Consider the following 13,984-nt stretch of genomic DNA (forward strand, 5'->3'; position numbering starts at 1 on the left):
TGCTGTTTGCTACGTGTGTAGAGGCTGCGTTTGCAACTTTCCAGTGGTTCAAGTCCAGTCCAGAACAACCTTGCCGGATTGGCCCGATTTCATGGCGGCAAAGCCTTTGTCAAAGTCGTCCACGCCATAGCGATGGGTGATCACACGGCTGACATCCAGACCGTTCTGCAACATGGCGATCATCTTGTACCAGGTCTCGAACATCTCGCGCCCATAGACACCCTTGATGGTAATGGCTTTGAATACGATCCGGGACCAATCGACCGGGGATTTGCCCGGGGGGATACCCAGCAGAGCAATCTTTCCGCCCATCACCAAGGCCTCGACCATCTGGTCCAATGCGGCCTGAGACCCGGACATTTCCAGACCGACGTCAAAACCCTGTTGCATGCCGAGCTCGGTGATGACGTCGTTCAGGTCCTCGGCGGATACATCGACAGGGCGCACGGTTGGTACCACATGTTCGGCCAGCTTTAGACGGTCGGCATTGATATCGGTGATCACCACGTTTCGTGCGCCCGCATGGCGCGCAACGGCTGCGGCCATGATCCCAATGGGGCCCGCGCCGGTGATCAGAACATCCTCGCCCAGCAAATCGAAACTCAGCGCGGTGTGAACGGCATTGCCCAGCGGGTCGAGGATGGCGCCGATTTCATCTGGCACCTCGTCGGGTAAGGGGACGACATTGAAGGCGGGCAGTTTCAGGTACTGGGCAAATGCGCCCTGCTCGTTGACTCCAATTCCGCGGGTACCAGGATCGAGGTGAAATTTGCCTGCACGGCTTTGGCGGCTGTCGGGTGTGATCAGATGGCCTTCGCCCGAGCAGCGCTGGCCGATCTCCAGACCGGTCACATTGCGGCCGATCTCGACAATCTCACCGGCAAATTCATGCCCGGTGATCATCGGCACGGGCACCGTGGCGGCAGCCCAGTCATCCCAGTTCCAGATATGGATATCGGTGCCGCAGATGCCGGTTTTGTTGACGCGGATCAGAACCTCGTCTGGGCTTATCTCGGGCACTGGGACCTGCACCATCCACAACCCTTCCTCGGGCTTAGACTTCTCCAGTGCTTTCATCGTGTTGGGGCGCATCAGATCACTCCCAGGTCCTTGCCGACCTTGCCAAAAGCAGCCAAGGCGCGATCCAGTTCCTCGCGAGTCAGGGCCGCATTCATCTGCGTTCTGATCCGCGCTTGCCCGCGTGGGACAACCGGGAAGAAGAAGCCCGAGACATAGACACCTTCCTCAAACAGCTTTGCCGCCATGTCCTGCGCCAGCTTCGCCTCACCTAACATTACCGGGATGATCGGGTGCTCCCCGGGCAGCAGGTCGAAGCCCAGCTTTTCCAGCCCCGCGCGCCAGTATTTGGCGTTGCCGAACAGTTGCGCGCGCAGCATGTCTCCTTCTTCGACCAGTCGGATCGATTCCAAACCGGCGGCGACGATTGAGGGCGGCAGCGAGTTTGAGAACAGATAGGGCCGCGCCCGCTGCCGCAGCAGGTCGATCACTGGTTGCGGTCCAGCGATATAGCCGCCGATTGCCCCCCCAAGTGCCTTGCCCAAGGTTCCCGTCAGAATATCCACATCGACACCGAAATGATCCGGCGTACCGGCGCCGTTCGGCCCCATGAAACCGGTGGCGTGGCAGTCATCGACCATGACAATCGCATCGTATTTGTCGGCCAGCTCGCGGATTTTCGGCAGGTTGGCCAGATAGCCATCCATCGAAAACACCCCATCGGTGGCGATCATGATGTGACGGGCCCCATCCTCGCGGGCCTGTTTCAACCACGCTTCGAGATCGTTCATGTCGTTGTTTATGTAGCGATAGCGCTTGGCCTTGCACAACCGCACCCCGTCGATGATCGAGGCGTGGTTAAGACTGTCGGAGATGATAGCATCCTCGGGGCCCAGCAGTGGTTCGAACAGCCCTCCGTTTGCGTCAAAACAGGCAGCGAACAGGATCGCGTCGTCCTTGTTCAGGAACTCGGCCAGCTTCTGTTCCAACTCCCGGTGAATGTCCTGGGTGCCGCAGATGAACCGAACGGAGGCCATGCCAAAGCCTTTGGGCTCCATCGCATTGGTGGCAGCTTCAATCAGCGCAGGATGATCCGCCAGACCAAGGTAGTTATTGGCGCACAGGTTGATGACCTGACGATCGCCCACCGTGATCTCACCGCCCTGAGGCGAGGTGATCATGCGTTCGCGTTTGTACAAACCCTCGGATTCGATCTGCGCGAGTGTGTCCGTTATGTGGGACAAGAATGCATCTGCCATGGCGACCTCCGATCAACTGAGTCGCATATCTAGCATAACGGACGTGTTTCCCAAATAGGGGAAATACAATATTCAGGAAAAATATCCGTGAAGACGGATTTTGCAGGTTAGGCGTTCTTGACGATCAGGAACACGCGTGCTGCATCAATCGCTGAAATGCAGTGCGAAATATCGGCCGCATACCGCGCAGTATCGCCTTGGCGCAGTTCGGAAACCGCGGCGCCAGAGGTGATGCGGACAGCACCTTCAAGCACGGTCAGCTGTTCCCGTGCCCCCCGCGCATGCGGCTGGCTGTTCAGCGCCCCACCGGCTTCGAACTGGATGTCATAGACCTCATGCCCTCCGGCCTCTTCCGGGGGAGAGAGGATGCGGATGCGGCATTTCTCGCCCATATTGTCGATGCTGGGTACTTCGGCCTGACGTAAAACTTCGATCTGGTCGGTGTTGTTGGCATCGTCCAGAAGGCCCGCGAAATCGACTTGCAAGGCGCGGGTCAGGTTCCACAGGGTCGAGATGGTGGGGCTGCTCTCGCCGCGTTCGATCTGGCTGACCATGGACCGCGAGACGCCGCTGAGATTGGCCACGGCCTCAAGCGACAGACCTTTGGCGCGGCGCGCCTCTTTCAGGCGGGCGGGCAGGCGGGTCAGGATATCGTCTGTGTTTTCCGTCATGACGGAATCCATGAGTGTTGCGCGAGCGGATGTCAATTCTGACCGTGACGGGACGTCTTGCGCGACAGGGTCATTCAGCGGGTGCATAGTAAGCGCAAATTCAGGAGGATTGTCCCATGACCGATATCGTAATTCTCGACGGTGCGCGCACCGCAATTGGCACCTTTGGCGGTGCATTGGCCTCGACCGCGCCGATTGATCTGGCCACGGTGGCGACCGAAGCAGCGCTTGAGCGTTCGGGTGTTGAAGGTGCTCAGATCGGGACAGTTGTCTTTGGTCATGTAATCAATACCGAGCCGCGCGATATGTACCTGTCGCGGGTCGCAGCAATGCAGGCTGGGATCCCGAACGGGACACCTGCGATGAATGTGAACCGACTGTGTGGATCTGGTGCGCAGGCCATTGTGTCAGCAGTGCAGGCGCTGATTCTGGGCGATGCGGATTTTGCGGTGGCAGGCGGGGCCGAGAGCATGTCGCGCAGCCCCTATATCGTGCCTCAGGCGCGCTGGGGGGCGAAGATGGGTGACGTTTCTTCGTTGGACATGATGCTGGGCGCGCTGAACTGCCCATTCGGAACCGGCCATATGGGTGTTACGGCTGAAAACGTCGCGGATGAGCATCAGATCAGCCGTGAACAGATGGATGCGTTCGCCCTGAGCAGCCAGACCCGCGCGGCGGCTGCGATTGAGGCGGGACATTTCGAAAGCCAGATCGCGCCCGTTCAAGTCAAGGTTAAGCGGGACATGGTTGACTTTGTGGTGGACGAACACCCCAAAGCGACCACCGCCGAAGCGCTGGCTGGTCTGCGCCCAGTATTCAAGAAAGAGGGGCGCGTGACGGCGGGCAATGCCTCGGGCATCAATGACGGCGCGGCGGCGATGGTTCTGGCCACGGCAGATGCGGCGGAAAAGGCTGGGTTGAAGCCCAAGGCCCGGGTGTTGGGATATGCCCATGCAGGCGTAAGGCCCGAGGTCATGGGGATTGGCCCGGTTCCAGCGGTTCAGAACCTGTTGAAGAAGACCGGCTTGTCAGCGGAAAGCTTTGATGTGATCGAAAGCAACGAGGCCTTCGCTTCGCAGGCTTTGGCGGTCAATCAGGAACTTGGGCTGGATGCTGCAAAGGTGAACCCAAACGGTGGCGCGATTGCGCTGGGGCATCCGGTTGGTGCCACAGGCGCAATTATCACTTTGAAAACGCTGTACGAGTTGGAGCGCACGGGCGGTTCGAAGGGATTGATCACCATGTGCATCGGCGGCGGCCAGGGCATCGCGCTTGCCATTGAGAGGCTTTGATCTGAGATCGGTTTGGGGGGCTGTCTGCCCCCCATCGCGCCAAGGCGCGATTCCCCCCGAGGATATTTATGGCCAGATGAAGCAGGTGGGCTGAACCTAGCCAAACGCCATGATCATAAGAACACTGGCGGCCCCGAGGACGGCGCCGAGTAGGGTTGTGAGGATGCCGCGTAGAAGGCCTGATTCTTTGGGCTCTTCTTTTTGGGTTTGTGCGATGAGTGCGTTCTCCACCAGTGCAGGCAGGCGTGGGCCGAATCTGGCCAGAACCAGAGCGGTCTTCCCAAAGTCCCGCAGCGCGGCGCGTGGGCCTATTGAGCGTTTGATATAGTCCTCGACCACGGGGCGGGCGACTTCCCAGATATTCATATGTGGATCGAGTGAACGGGCAACGCCTTCGACCACGACCATGGTGCGTTGCAGCAGGATCAACTCGGTCCGGGTTTCCATGCCGAAGCGTTCGGTGACTTCAAATAGGTAGCTTAGCAGCCGACCCATCGAAATATGCGTTGCGTCCATGCCGAAAATCGGTTCGCCGACTGCGCGCAAGGCGCGGGCGAATTCATCGACATCCCGGTCGGCGGGGACGTACCCGGCTTCGAAATGAACCTCGGCCACGCGCTTGTAATCGCGGCGGATGAAGCCGAAGAGGATCTCGGCATAGACCCGGCGGGTGTATTCGTCGATATGGCCCATGATGCCATAGTCATAGGCGATGATATCGCTATTGGCGGCGACCTTCAGGTTGCCTTGATGCATATCGGCATGGAAGTAGCCGTCGCGGAGCGCGTGCAACAGGAACAGCCGCAGTACCCGTTCCGCAAGATCACGGCGGTTGTGGCCTGCGGCGTCCAGCGCGTCATTGTCGCCAAGCGGAATGCCATCCGCCCAGCTGAGCGTCATCACACGGCGGGCGGATAGGGACCACACCACCGGCGGTAGCCAGAACCCTGCATCATCTTTTGTGTTGGCGGCATATTCCGAGGCGGCAGCGCTTTCGAGGCGCAGATCTAGCTCACCGCGCACGACGCCGTCGAAGTGTTCGATCACCTCTATCGGGCGCAGACGACGTGCGCCGGGGGCAAAGAGTTGAACGATACGGGCAGCGAAATAGAACGCATCCACATCCTTGCGGAAGGCGCGTTCGATGCCGGGGCGTAGAACTTTGACCGCCACATCTTCACCCGTGGTGACCAGCTTGGCCTTGTGGACTTGCGCAATGGATGCAGCGGCAATGGGGTCGCTGAATTCGCTGAAAATGTCACTGACGGGCTGCCCGAGTTCCTTTTCCACCTCAGCCATGGCCTCAGATTTGGAGAATGGCGGGAGCTTGTCCTGCAAGACGCGCAATTGTTCGGCCAGTTCATCACCGACCACGTCGGGCCGGGTTGAGAGCACCTGCCCGAATTTGATGTAGGCGGGGCCAAGTGCGGTCAGGGCACGCGTCGCGGGCGGCATATCCGGATCGCCCTTGTAGCCAAGCCATTGAAATGGCTTGCCAAGAGCGTGGGCCACGAAGCGCAACGACTTGGGAGCTTCAAACGCATCCAGCACCACGTTCATGGCACCGGTGCGTTCCAGTGTGGCGCCTGTTCGGATCAGGCGGATGATATTGTGCGGGCCGCGCATCTAGATTTTCCAGCCGGAATGCAGGGCGGCGATACCCATGCTCAGGTTGCGGTATTTGGCGTTCTCAAAACCGGCGCTGCAGACCATGTTCAGGAACGTCTCCTGATCGGGGAACTTGCGGATCGATTCCACCAAATACTGATAGCTGTCGTAGTCATTGGCGATCAGCTTGCCCATGCGGGGGATGACGTTGAAACTGTAGAGGTCATAGAGTTTCTGCAGCCCGTCATTCGGCAATTGGCTGAACTCCAGCACCATCAGGCGGCCACCGGGTTTCAGAACGCGGAACGCCTCATTCAAAGCCTCTTGCGGGCGGGTGACGTTTCGGATGCCGAAGGAGATAGTGTAAACATCGAAAGTGTTGTCTTCGAACGGCAGCGACATCGCATCGCCCACCACCCAGTCCAGACTGTCGGACATCTGATCCGCCTCGGCCCGTTGGCGGCCTTCGATCAGCATCGATTCGGTCAGGTCCAGAACGTTGGCGTGACCATGACCGGCGCGTTTGAGGAAGCGAAAGGAAATATCGCCGGTGCCGCCCGCCACATCCAGCAAGCGCTGACCGGGACGGGGCGCGAGCCAATCCATCATCGCATCTTTCCAGATCCGGTGAATGCCCATCGACATGACATCATTCATCACATCGTATTTCGAGGCGACGGAACTGAACACGCCTTGCACGCGCTCTGCCTTGTCCGCCTCGCGCACGGTTTCGAACCCGAAATGAGTGGTGTTGTCGTTGATGTCAGACATTTGCCTTGCCGTTTGTCGAATTTCGCTTCTGTTATAGGGCCATGAGAAGCGGGCACAATGCGGCCCTTTGGTATAGGAGCCATGTAATGCCCGAGTTGCCCGAGGTCGAGACTGTAAGGCGCGGCCTTGCTCCGGCGATGGAAGGGGTGGTGATCTCGCAGGCGGACGTGAACCGCCCTGATCTGCGATGGCCGTTTCCCGGCCGGATGGCGGAACGCCTGACCGGGAAGCGTGTTGAGCGGCTGCGGCGGCGGTCAAAGTATATTCTGGCCGATCTCAGCAGTGGTGAGACCCTTCTGGTGCATTTGGGTATGTCGGGGCGAATGACGGTGTCCGGTGATCCGTTGGGTCAGTTCGTGCATGAGCACCCCAGGGTGCAGAAACATGACCATGTTGTGTTCCATATGGCCAACGGTGCGCGCGTGACTTTCAATGATCCGCGCCGGTTCGGGGCGATGGATCTATTGCCAACGGTGACGGCCGAAGAACACAAGCTTTTGTCGGTTCTGGGGCCGGAACCCTTGGGCAATGATTTTCACGAACAGCACTTGATTGATGCGTTCAAGGGGAAGAACACGCCGGTGAAATCGGCGCTTCTGGATCAGGGAATCGTTGCCGGTTTGGGTAATATTTACGTCTGCGAGGCGCTTTATCGGGGCCGAGTCTCGCCACGTCGCAAAGCCGGGCAGATTTCTAAGCCACGAATTGCAGCTTTGGTGCCGATCATCCGGCAGGTGCTTCAGGATGCAATTGATGCTGGCGGCTCATCACTGCGGGATTTCCGCCAAGCCGATGGAGAACTTGGATATTTTCAGCACAGCTTTGATGTTTACGGGCGTGAAGATGAACCCTGCCGCACCGAAGGATGCGGCGCATTGATCAAGAGAATCACCCAGTCCGGTCGCTCATCCTTCTATTGTGCGCAATGCCAAAGATAACTTGATCCAAGTTTTTCGCGTGATAAGGAATCGTACCTGAACGGAACAACCGGAAGCTAAACCTTATGGCTTTTGAGACGATCATCGTCGAAATCGAAGACCACGTTGGGCTGATCAAGCTGGACAGACCCGACGCGATGAATGCGCTAAACACTCAGTTGGTGAGTGAGCTCTGCGACGCGCTGGAAGAAGCAGATCAGAACGACAAAGTGCGCTGCATTGTGATCACCGGCTCAGACAAAGCATTTGCTGCAGGTGCGGACATCAAGGAGATGTCCGAGATGAGCTTTGTTGATGTGCTTAGCGCGGATCTTTTTGCTTCGGTCAACGAGCGCGTTTCGGCCATTCGCAAACCGATCATCGCAGCTGTGGCGGGTTATGCACTCGGCGGCGGGTGTGAATTGGCTATGATGTGCGATTTCATCATCGCAGCCGATACAGCCAAGTTCGGCCAGCCTGAGATCAATCTGGGTGTGATTGCTGGCATTGGCGGAACACAGCGCCTCACGCGCTTTGTCGGCAAGTCCAAGGCCATGGACATGAACCTGACGGGTCGTTTCATGGACGCGGAAGAAGCCGAACGCTCAGGTCTGGTAAGCCGGGTTGTCCCAGCTAAAAAGCTGATGGAAGAAGCCATGGGTGCAGCGCAGAAGATCGCTGAGAAATCGCTGCTGACGACTGCCGCGGCCAAAGAGGCGGTGAATCGCAGCTATGAACTGCCGCTAAGCGAAGGTTTGTTATTCGAGCGTCGCGTGTTCCATTCGATGTTTGCCACTGAAGATCAGAAAGAAGGCATGGCGGCGTTTCTGGAAAAACGTGCTGCGCAGTTCCGCGATAAGTAAGGTCGCAACAAAGACCCCGCGAAAGGCAGGCTTCGGCCTGCTTTTTTGTTGGGCGCGCCGGGCAAGAATCGGCTTGGCAAACCTGTAAAACTTGGGTAGAGACCGCCGTCATACATGCGCGTGCGGCCCGCCTGGCCCGACTCACACTCGTGATTTCTGATCCGGTGCGGATTTATCCGTGGCGCGCAACCCAAGATAACCGTACCGAACAAAGGTCAAGAAACACATGGCTAACTCGCCCCAGGCAAAGAAGCGCGCGCGTCAGAACGAAAAGCGTTTCGCCGTAAACAAAGCGCGCCGTTCGCGCATCCGTACCTATCTGCGCAAAGTCGAAGAAGCAATCGAATCCGGTGACAAAGACGCAGCCACCGCAGCCCTGCGCGCGGCGCAGCCCGAGTTGATGCGCGGCGTCACCAAAGGTGTCTTCCACAAGAACACCGCATCCCGTAAAATGTCGCGCCTGTCAGCGCGCGTCAAAGCACTGGGTTAAACTTGCTGCATGACGTTAGGTCATGTCAGAAAGGCTGAACCAATTTCAAAGGCGTCGCTAAGTGCGGCGCCTTTTTTCCTGTTGCCGGAATGCCGCGCCCTCACGAAACCGAGAGATTCTTTCGGCCAAAGTGCCGAGTCAATATCAGAGTTTCGTTGCCGCGCCCCATGCCATCTTGCTACCACTGATTCAGCGATTCACTCGCTTGGGGGGACAGGCTGTTTCCACGATCGGACTGACGGGCATCAGGATGATTGCGGATCTGGCGTCGTTGACCGGCCTTGGCCGGGCTGCCGATTTGCTACGGACCTTAGGCTTACCGATGGTTCTGGCTCTGTCTAAAAAATGTGTGCGCGACTTTTGACCCGGTTCGCCGGAAGGCTGTTTTTTGCCAGTCTTCTGAACCAGAGCACGGTCGCATGCAGGTGATCAACTCGCCGAACTATCGCGTTCGGCGCACCGTATCCCTATGCGTGGTGGATCCCTAAACCGGGAAACCGGTTCAGTATGAATAAGGCCGACAGGCCAATAAAGAATGGGATGCGTGAGGCGCTGAATGACACAAGAGAAATGGGGACTACTGCGTAACAAGTTGATTAAGGTAATTGGCCGGAACAACTACACGACCTGGATTGAACCTCTGACGTTTGAAGAGTTGCAAGATGGTGTCGCGGTGTTTTCTGCACCGACCAATTTCATGGGCAACTATGTCAGTCAGAATTTTGCCGACCTGATATTGTACGAGCTGAATACCTCGGGAGAGTCTGTTCAGCGTTTGGATTTCCGCGTTGCTGCCAACACCCCGGCGCGCCCGAATCCGGTTGCGAAACCAGTGGCCGAAGAGGCAGCAGCTGAGACTGCCGCCGCGCCTGTAGCACCGCGCTCAGAGGCGGCGCAAGAGGCGTTGGATTCGATGCAAGCCGCGCCGCTTGATCCGCGTTTCACCTTTGACAGTTTCGTGGTGGGCAAGCCCAACGAGCTGGCTCATGCCGCTGCTCGCCGCGTGTCAGAGGGCGGTCCCGTCACATTCAACCCGCTGGTTCTGTATGGGGGCGTTGGTCTGGGTAAGACCCACCTGATGCACGCCATCGCATGGGAGTTGAAAACCAAGCACCCTGAGTTGAATGTTCTTTACCTGTCGGCAGAGCAATTCATGTACCGTTTTGTACAGGCCCTGCGCGAACGCCGGATGATGGATTTCAAACACCTGTTCCGCTCGGTCGATGTGCTGATGGTTGATGACGTGCAGTTCATTGCGGGCAAGGATTCCACTCAGGAAGAGTTCTTTCATACCTTCAATGCGCTGGTGGATCAGAACAAGCAGATCATCATCTCGGCTGACCGCGCCCCGGGTGAGATCAAGGATCTGGAAGACCGCGTGAAATCGCGCCTGCAATGTGGATTGGTTGTTGATCTACACCCGACCGATTACGAACTGCGTCTGGGCATCCTTCAGAACAAGGTTCATCAGCATATCAGCACTTATCCTGATCTGGTGATTGCGGATGGGGTGCTTGAATTCCTGGCGCATCGTATTTCGACCAATGTGCGCGTTCTAGAAGGCGCTCTGACCCGTCTGTTCGCCTTCGCCTCGCTGGTCGGGCGTGAGATCGACATGGAACTGACTCAGGATTGTCTGGCCGACGTGCTGCGCGCCTCGGAACGCAAAATCACGGTCGAAGAGATTCAACGCAAAGTGTCCGACTACTATAACATCCGTTTGTCGGACATCATTGGCCCCAAACGTCTGCGCTCTTACGCGCGCCCGCGTCAGGTGGCGATGTATCTGTGCAAGCAACTGACCAGCCGATCCTTGCCCGAAATCGGGCGCCGGTTTGGAGGGCGCGACCACACCACGGTCATGCATGGTGTGAAGCGGATCGAAGAATTGAGAGTCACCGATGGCCAGATCGCAGAAGACGTTGAAATGCTGCGCCGCGCGCTGGAAGCCTGAGGTCTAAGGCATAACCTGTCAACGATGCCTCGGATGTGATGTCCGGGGCGTTTTCTTGTGCGGTATTATCCACGGTCGCGCTTGAACTGTACCCGGCGGCGCACGCGCCCCTTGACCGAACGGGTTTTCCAACCCAGAAATCCGTAAAAAATCCTTGTGCCTCAGGGTGGAACCGCTAACGTGCCAGTCCCGCCCATTTCGGCACGCAAGTCAGAGGAATTAAGGGTATGAAGATCAGCATCGAACGCGGCACCCTTCTCAAGGCCGTTTCACAGGCCCAATCTGTTGTCGAACGCCGGAATACAATCCCGATACTGGCCAATGTGCTGATCGAGGCCGAAGGGGATCAGGTTCAGTTCCGTGCCACCGATCTGGATATCGAGGTTGTCGACAAAGCCCTCGCTCAGGTCGAGAAGGCTGGTGCGACGACGGTGGCTGCGACAACGCTGCATGAAATTGTGCGCAAACTGCCTGATGGTGCGTTGGTTACTTTGACAGCCGACAGTGCCGCAGGTCGTTTGACGGTTGAGGCCGGGCGGTCGAATTTCTCGCTGGCGACCTTGCCGAAAGAAGATTTTCCGGTGATGGCCTCGTCGGAATACGCGTCAAACTTTACCGCGTCGGCGGCCCTGCTGCGCCGGCTGTTCGATAAATCGAAGTTTGCCATTTCGACAGAAGAGACCCGGTATTATCTGAACGGTGTCTATATGCATGTGGCGGATGGGGCTGAGGGTGGCAAAGTGCTGCGCTGTGTGGCCACCGATGGCCACCGTCTGGCGCGTATTGATGCGGATCTGCCCGATGGCGCTGCGGATTTGCCGGGCGTGATTGTGCCCCGCAAAACGGTGGGCGAGCTGCGCAAGCTGCTGGAAGATGACGAGATGGATATCGCAGTTTCAGTCAGCGAAACCAAAGTCCGATTTGCAACACCCGATATCACTCTGACCTCAAAAGTGATTGATGGCACCTTCCCCGACTACACACGCGTTATTCCGCAAGGGAACACCCGCAAGCTTGAGGTGGACGCAGCCGAATTTGCGCAGGCCGTAGATCGCGTGGCGACAGTCTCGTCCGAGCGGTCACGCGCGGTGAAGCTGCAGCTGGACGGGGACAAACTGATACTGTCGGTCAATGCGCCTGATAGTGGTGCGGCTGAGGAAGAACTGGCCGTTGCTTATGGCGATGAGCGCTTGGAAATCGGATTCAACGCGAAATACCTGCTGGAGATCGCGTCTCAGGTCGATCGTGAAAACGCGGTGTTCATGTTCAATTCGGCGGGCGACCCGACCCTAATGCGCGAAGGCAATGACCAGAGCGCGGTTTATGTTGTCATGCCGATGCGCGTCTGATCGCGCTGGCGCGCAATGCCTCCGGCGGAGGTATTTTTGAACAGAAGAAGGGAGGGGTCATGGGATTGGCCCTGACCGAGCTTACGGTCTCGCATTTTCGGTCTCATAAGTTGGCGCGTTTGTCTTTGGATGGGCGTCCGGTTGCCATCCATGGGCCGAACGGGGCCGGGAAGACCAATATTCTGGAAGCGGTGTCTCTGTTTTCGCCCGGTCGCGGGATGCGGCGGGCCAGTGCGGCGGAGATGACCCGGCGACCCGAGGCCTTGGGCTGGAAACTGTCCGGCCTGCTGAGTGCGCAGGGCGGGCGGTATGAGATCGAGACATGGTCCGAAGGCGGCGCGGCGCGCCAGGTTCGCATTGATGATAAGGCTTCCAGTCAGATTGATCTGGGCAAGCTCGCGCGCGTGGTGTGGTTGATCCCGTCGATGGATCGGCTGTGGATCGAAGGAGCCGAAGGGCGGCGGCGGTTTCTGGACCGCATCGCGCTGAGCTTTGATCCCGCGCATGCCGAGGCGTCGCTGACCTATGAGAAAGCCATGCGTGAGCGGAACCGGCTGCTGAAAGATCAAGTCCGGGATGCCCATTGGTACACGGCTTTGGAAGGTCAGATGGCTGAGACAGGGTATCGGATACATGCGGCGCGTCTTGCCGCATTGGATCATTTGCGTGCGGCGCAGGATCAGGCCGAAACGGCGTTTCCTTCAGCCGACTTGGAATTGATTCAAACGGAAGGCGCGATGCCCGAGACAGCGGATGATCTGCGCGAGGCGCTGGGCGAAAGCCGTTTCCGCGATCTTGCGGCAGGGCGGACTCTGGTCGGGCCGCATCGCTCGGATCTATACGGGGTGTTCGCTGCCAAAGGGGTTCCGGCCAAGGATTGTTCCACGGGTGAGCAGAAAGCGCTGCTGGTGTCCCTGATCCTATCAAACGCACGGGCGCTGGCGGGGATGGTTGGCGCGCCGCCGATTGTGTTACTGGATGAGGTGGCTGCGCATCTGGATGCCGGGCGGCGCTCGGCGCTCTATGATGAGATCTGTGCGCTGGGCGCTCAGGCCTGGATGACGGGCACCGGGCCTGAGCTCTTTGCGGAGTTGGGCGACCGGGCCCAAACGCTGGTTGTTACCGAAGGCGATGAGGGCTCGGTCGTGTCGGCTTAGGCCGGTTCGCTGACTTTGCGTTCCCACAAGAAGCCGCGCATGACCTGATCGACCGGAGTTTTGGCCATGTGGTTGATGTAGTTCGACATGGTTTTCTGCGCCAGACCCAGAACAACATCCAGAACGGCGCGGTGCGAGTAACCTGCGTCAAAGAACGCCTGCAGCTGTTCTTCGGTCGGGTTGCCGCGGGTTTCCATCACCTGCAGGGTGAAAGTCCGCAGGGCCTCCAGCTTGGCAGTCGGCAGCGGGGTTTCGTTGCGCAGAGCATCGGTGATTTCGTCCGAGACCTTCATCATCTTGGCGATGCCGGTATGGGCGGGGACACAGTAGTGGCATTCGTTTTCAACGTTGATGGTCTGCCAAACCACGGTTTTCTCATCATTGTCGAAATCGGTTTGCAGGAAGAGACCGTGCAGAGCCTGATAGCCTTCCAGGTGTTGCGGGCTTTCCGCCATCACCTTGTGCAGACCGGGCAGGCGGCCAAAGGCGGCTTGCGATTTCTCCAACAGCGGTTTGGACCCTTCAGGGGCGGATTCGAGGTCGTGAGACGGGAAGTTGGCCATGTCAAAACTCCTGATTTCTGGCGCGATGAGTCGTATTTAGGGTTTCTTGAGTGATCACTCAAGTATATATTTG

General features: G+C 58.1%; 13 protein-coding genes. 7 read left to right on the forward strand and 6 right to left on the reverse strand.

Annotation, left to right across the window (positions count from 1 at the left end; genetic code table 11):
* Positions 1–48: 48 nt before the first annotated feature.
* The 3 genes from tdh to ACR0EL_RS14355 form a co-directional block, all read right to left on the reverse strand.
* Positions 49–1,077, reverse strand: a complete 1,029-nt coding sequence (gene tdh, locus ACR0EL_RS14345) for an L-threonine 3-dehydrogenase (protein WP_480500643.1) — start codon at positions 1,075–1,077, stop codon at positions 49–51.
* A 14-nt stretch (positions 1,078–1,091) separates the two neighbouring features.
* Positions 1,092–2,276: a glycine C-acetyltransferase gene (locus tag ACR0EL_RS14350; RefSeq protein WP_480500607.1), complete on the reverse strand. Its 1,185-nt coding sequence runs from the start codon at positions 2,274–2,276 to the stop codon at positions 1,092–1,094.
* A gap of 107 nt (positions 2,277–2,383) precedes the next feature.
* Positions 2,384–2,947: a helix-turn-helix domain-containing protein gene (locus tag ACR0EL_RS14355; RefSeq protein ID WP_480500608.1), complete on the reverse strand. Its 564-nt coding sequence runs from the start codon at positions 2,945–2,947 to the stop codon at positions 2,384–2,386.
* Positions 2,948–3,063: 116 nt separating this feature from the next.
* Here ACR0EL_RS14355 and ACR0EL_RS14360 point away from each other — a divergent pair, with 116 nt between their 5' ends.
* Positions 3,064–4,239, forward strand: coding sequence for an acetyl-CoA C-acyltransferase family protein (locus ACR0EL_RS14360; RefSeq protein ID WP_480500609.1), 1,176 nt, complete (start codon positions 3,064–3,066; stop codon positions 4,237–4,239).
* Positions 4,240–4,335: 96 nt separating this feature from the next.
* On the opposite strand, the gene ubiB is transcribed toward ACR0EL_RS14360, so the two are convergent.
* Positions 4,336–5,865: a 2-polyprenylphenol 6-hydroxylase gene (gene ubiB / locus ACR0EL_RS14365; RefSeq protein WP_480500610.1), complete on the reverse strand. Its 1,530-nt coding sequence runs from the start codon at positions 5,863–5,865 to the stop codon at positions 4,336–4,338.
* Positions 5,866–6,618: a bifunctional demethylmenaquinone methyltransferase/2-methoxy-6-polyprenyl-1,4-benzoquinol methylase UbiE gene (gene ubiE, locus ACR0EL_RS14370; protein WP_480500611.1), complete on the reverse strand. Its 753-nt coding sequence runs from the start codon at positions 6,616–6,618 to the stop codon at positions 5,866–5,868.
* 86 nt (positions 6,619–6,704) lie between these two features.
* Here ubiE and mutM point away from each other — a divergent pair, with 86 nt between their 5' ends.
* The 6 genes from mutM to recF all read left to right on the forward strand — a co-directional run bounded on the left by mutM (position 6,705) and on the right by recF (position 13,348).
* Complete coding sequence (mutM, locus tag ACR0EL_RS14375; RefSeq protein ID WP_480500612.1) at positions 6,705–7,556, forward strand: bifunctional DNA-formamidopyrimidine glycosylase/DNA-(apurinic or apyrimidinic site) lyase; 852 nt, start codon at positions 6,705–6,707, stop codon at positions 7,554–7,556.
* Between the two features lie 65 nt (positions 7,557–7,621).
* Entirely contained in the window at positions 7,622–8,398 is a 777-nt protein-coding gene (locus ACR0EL_RS14380) for an enoyl-CoA hydratase (RefSeq protein ID WP_480500613.1), read from the forward strand.
* Positions 8,399–8,624: 226 nt separating this feature from the next.
* Entirely contained in the window at positions 8,625–8,888 is a 264-nt protein-coding gene (gene rpsT / locus ACR0EL_RS14385) for a 30S ribosomal protein S20 (protein WP_170463044.1), read from the forward strand.
* 556 nt (positions 8,889–9,444) lie between these two features.
* Positions 9,445–10,842, forward strand: a complete 1,398-nt coding sequence (gene dnaA / locus ACR0EL_RS14390) for a chromosomal replication initiator protein DnaA (RefSeq protein ID WP_480500614.1) — start codon at positions 9,445–9,447, stop codon at positions 10,840–10,842.
* 227 nt (positions 10,843–11,069) lie between these two features.
* Complete coding sequence (dnaN, locus tag ACR0EL_RS14395; protein WP_480500615.1) at positions 11,070–12,191, forward strand: DNA polymerase III subunit beta; 1,122 nt, start codon at positions 11,070–11,072, stop codon at positions 12,189–12,191.
* A gap of 59 nt (positions 12,192–12,250) precedes the next feature.
* Complete coding sequence (gene recF, locus ACR0EL_RS14400) at positions 12,251–13,348, forward strand: DNA replication/repair protein RecF (RefSeq protein WP_480500616.1); 1,098 nt, start codon at positions 12,251–12,253, stop codon at positions 13,346–13,348.
* Here the strand turns inward: recF and ACR0EL_RS14405 are convergent.
* Positions 13,345–13,911 (reverse strand): carboxymuconolactone decarboxylase family protein, encoded by a 567-nt coding sequence (locus tag ACR0EL_RS14405; protein WP_480500618.1) that lies wholly within the window; start codon positions 13,909–13,911, stop codon positions 13,345–13,347. The two genes, recF and ACR0EL_RS14405, sit on opposite strands and share 4 nt — an antisense overlap.
* Between the last annotated feature and the right edge of the window lie 73 nt (positions 13,912–13,984).

The organism is Ruegeria sp. AH12 (assembly GCF_056541465.1).

Bases quoted from the DNA above. Each gene is read 5' to 3' on its own strand.
- tdh (WP_480500643.1), bottom strand. From the start codon at position 1,077: ATGAAAGCACTGGAGAAGTCTAAGCCCGAGGAAGGGTTGTGGATGGTG.
- ACR0EL_RS14350 (WP_480500607.1), bottom strand. From the start codon at position 2,276: ATGGCAGATGCATTCTTGTCCCACATAACGGACACACTCGCGCAGATC.
- ACR0EL_RS14355 (WP_480500608.1), bottom strand. From the start codon at position 2,947: ATGACGGAAAACACAGACGATATCCTGACCCGCCTGCCCGCCCGCCTG.
- ACR0EL_RS14360 (WP_480500609.1), top strand. From the start codon at position 3,064: ATGACCGATATCGTAATTCTCGACGGTGCGCGCACCGCAATTGGCACC.
- ubiB (WP_480500610.1), bottom strand. From the start codon at position 5,865: ATGCGCGGCCCGCACAATATCATCCGCCTGATCCGAACAGGCGCCACA.
- ubiE (WP_480500611.1), bottom strand. From the start codon at position 6,618: ATGTCTGACATCAACGACAACACCACTCATTTCGGGTTCGAAACCGTG.
- mutM (WP_480500612.1), top strand. From the start codon at position 6,705: ATGCCCGAGTTGCCCGAGGTCGAGACTGTAAGGCGCGGCCTTGCTCCG.
- ACR0EL_RS14380 (WP_480500613.1), top strand. From the start codon at position 7,622: ATGGCTTTTGAGACGATCATCGTCGAAATCGAAGACCACGTTGGGCTG.
- rpsT (WP_170463044.1), top strand. From the start codon at position 8,625: ATGGCTAACTCGCCCCAGGCAAAGAAGCGCGCGCGTCAGAACGAAAAG.
- dnaA (WP_480500614.1), top strand. From the start codon at position 9,445: ATGACACAAGAGAAATGGGGACTACTGCGTAACAAGTTGATTAAGGTA.
- dnaN (WP_480500615.1), top strand. From the start codon at position 11,070: ATGAAGATCAGCATCGAACGCGGCACCCTTCTCAAGGCCGTTTCACAG.
- recF (WP_480500616.1), top strand. From the start codon at position 12,251: ATGGGATTGGCCCTGACCGAGCTTACGGTCTCGCATTTTCGGTCTCAT.
- ACR0EL_RS14405 (WP_480500618.1), bottom strand. From the start codon at position 13,911: ATGGCCAACTTCCCGTCTCACGACCTCGAATCCGCCCCTGAAGGGTCC.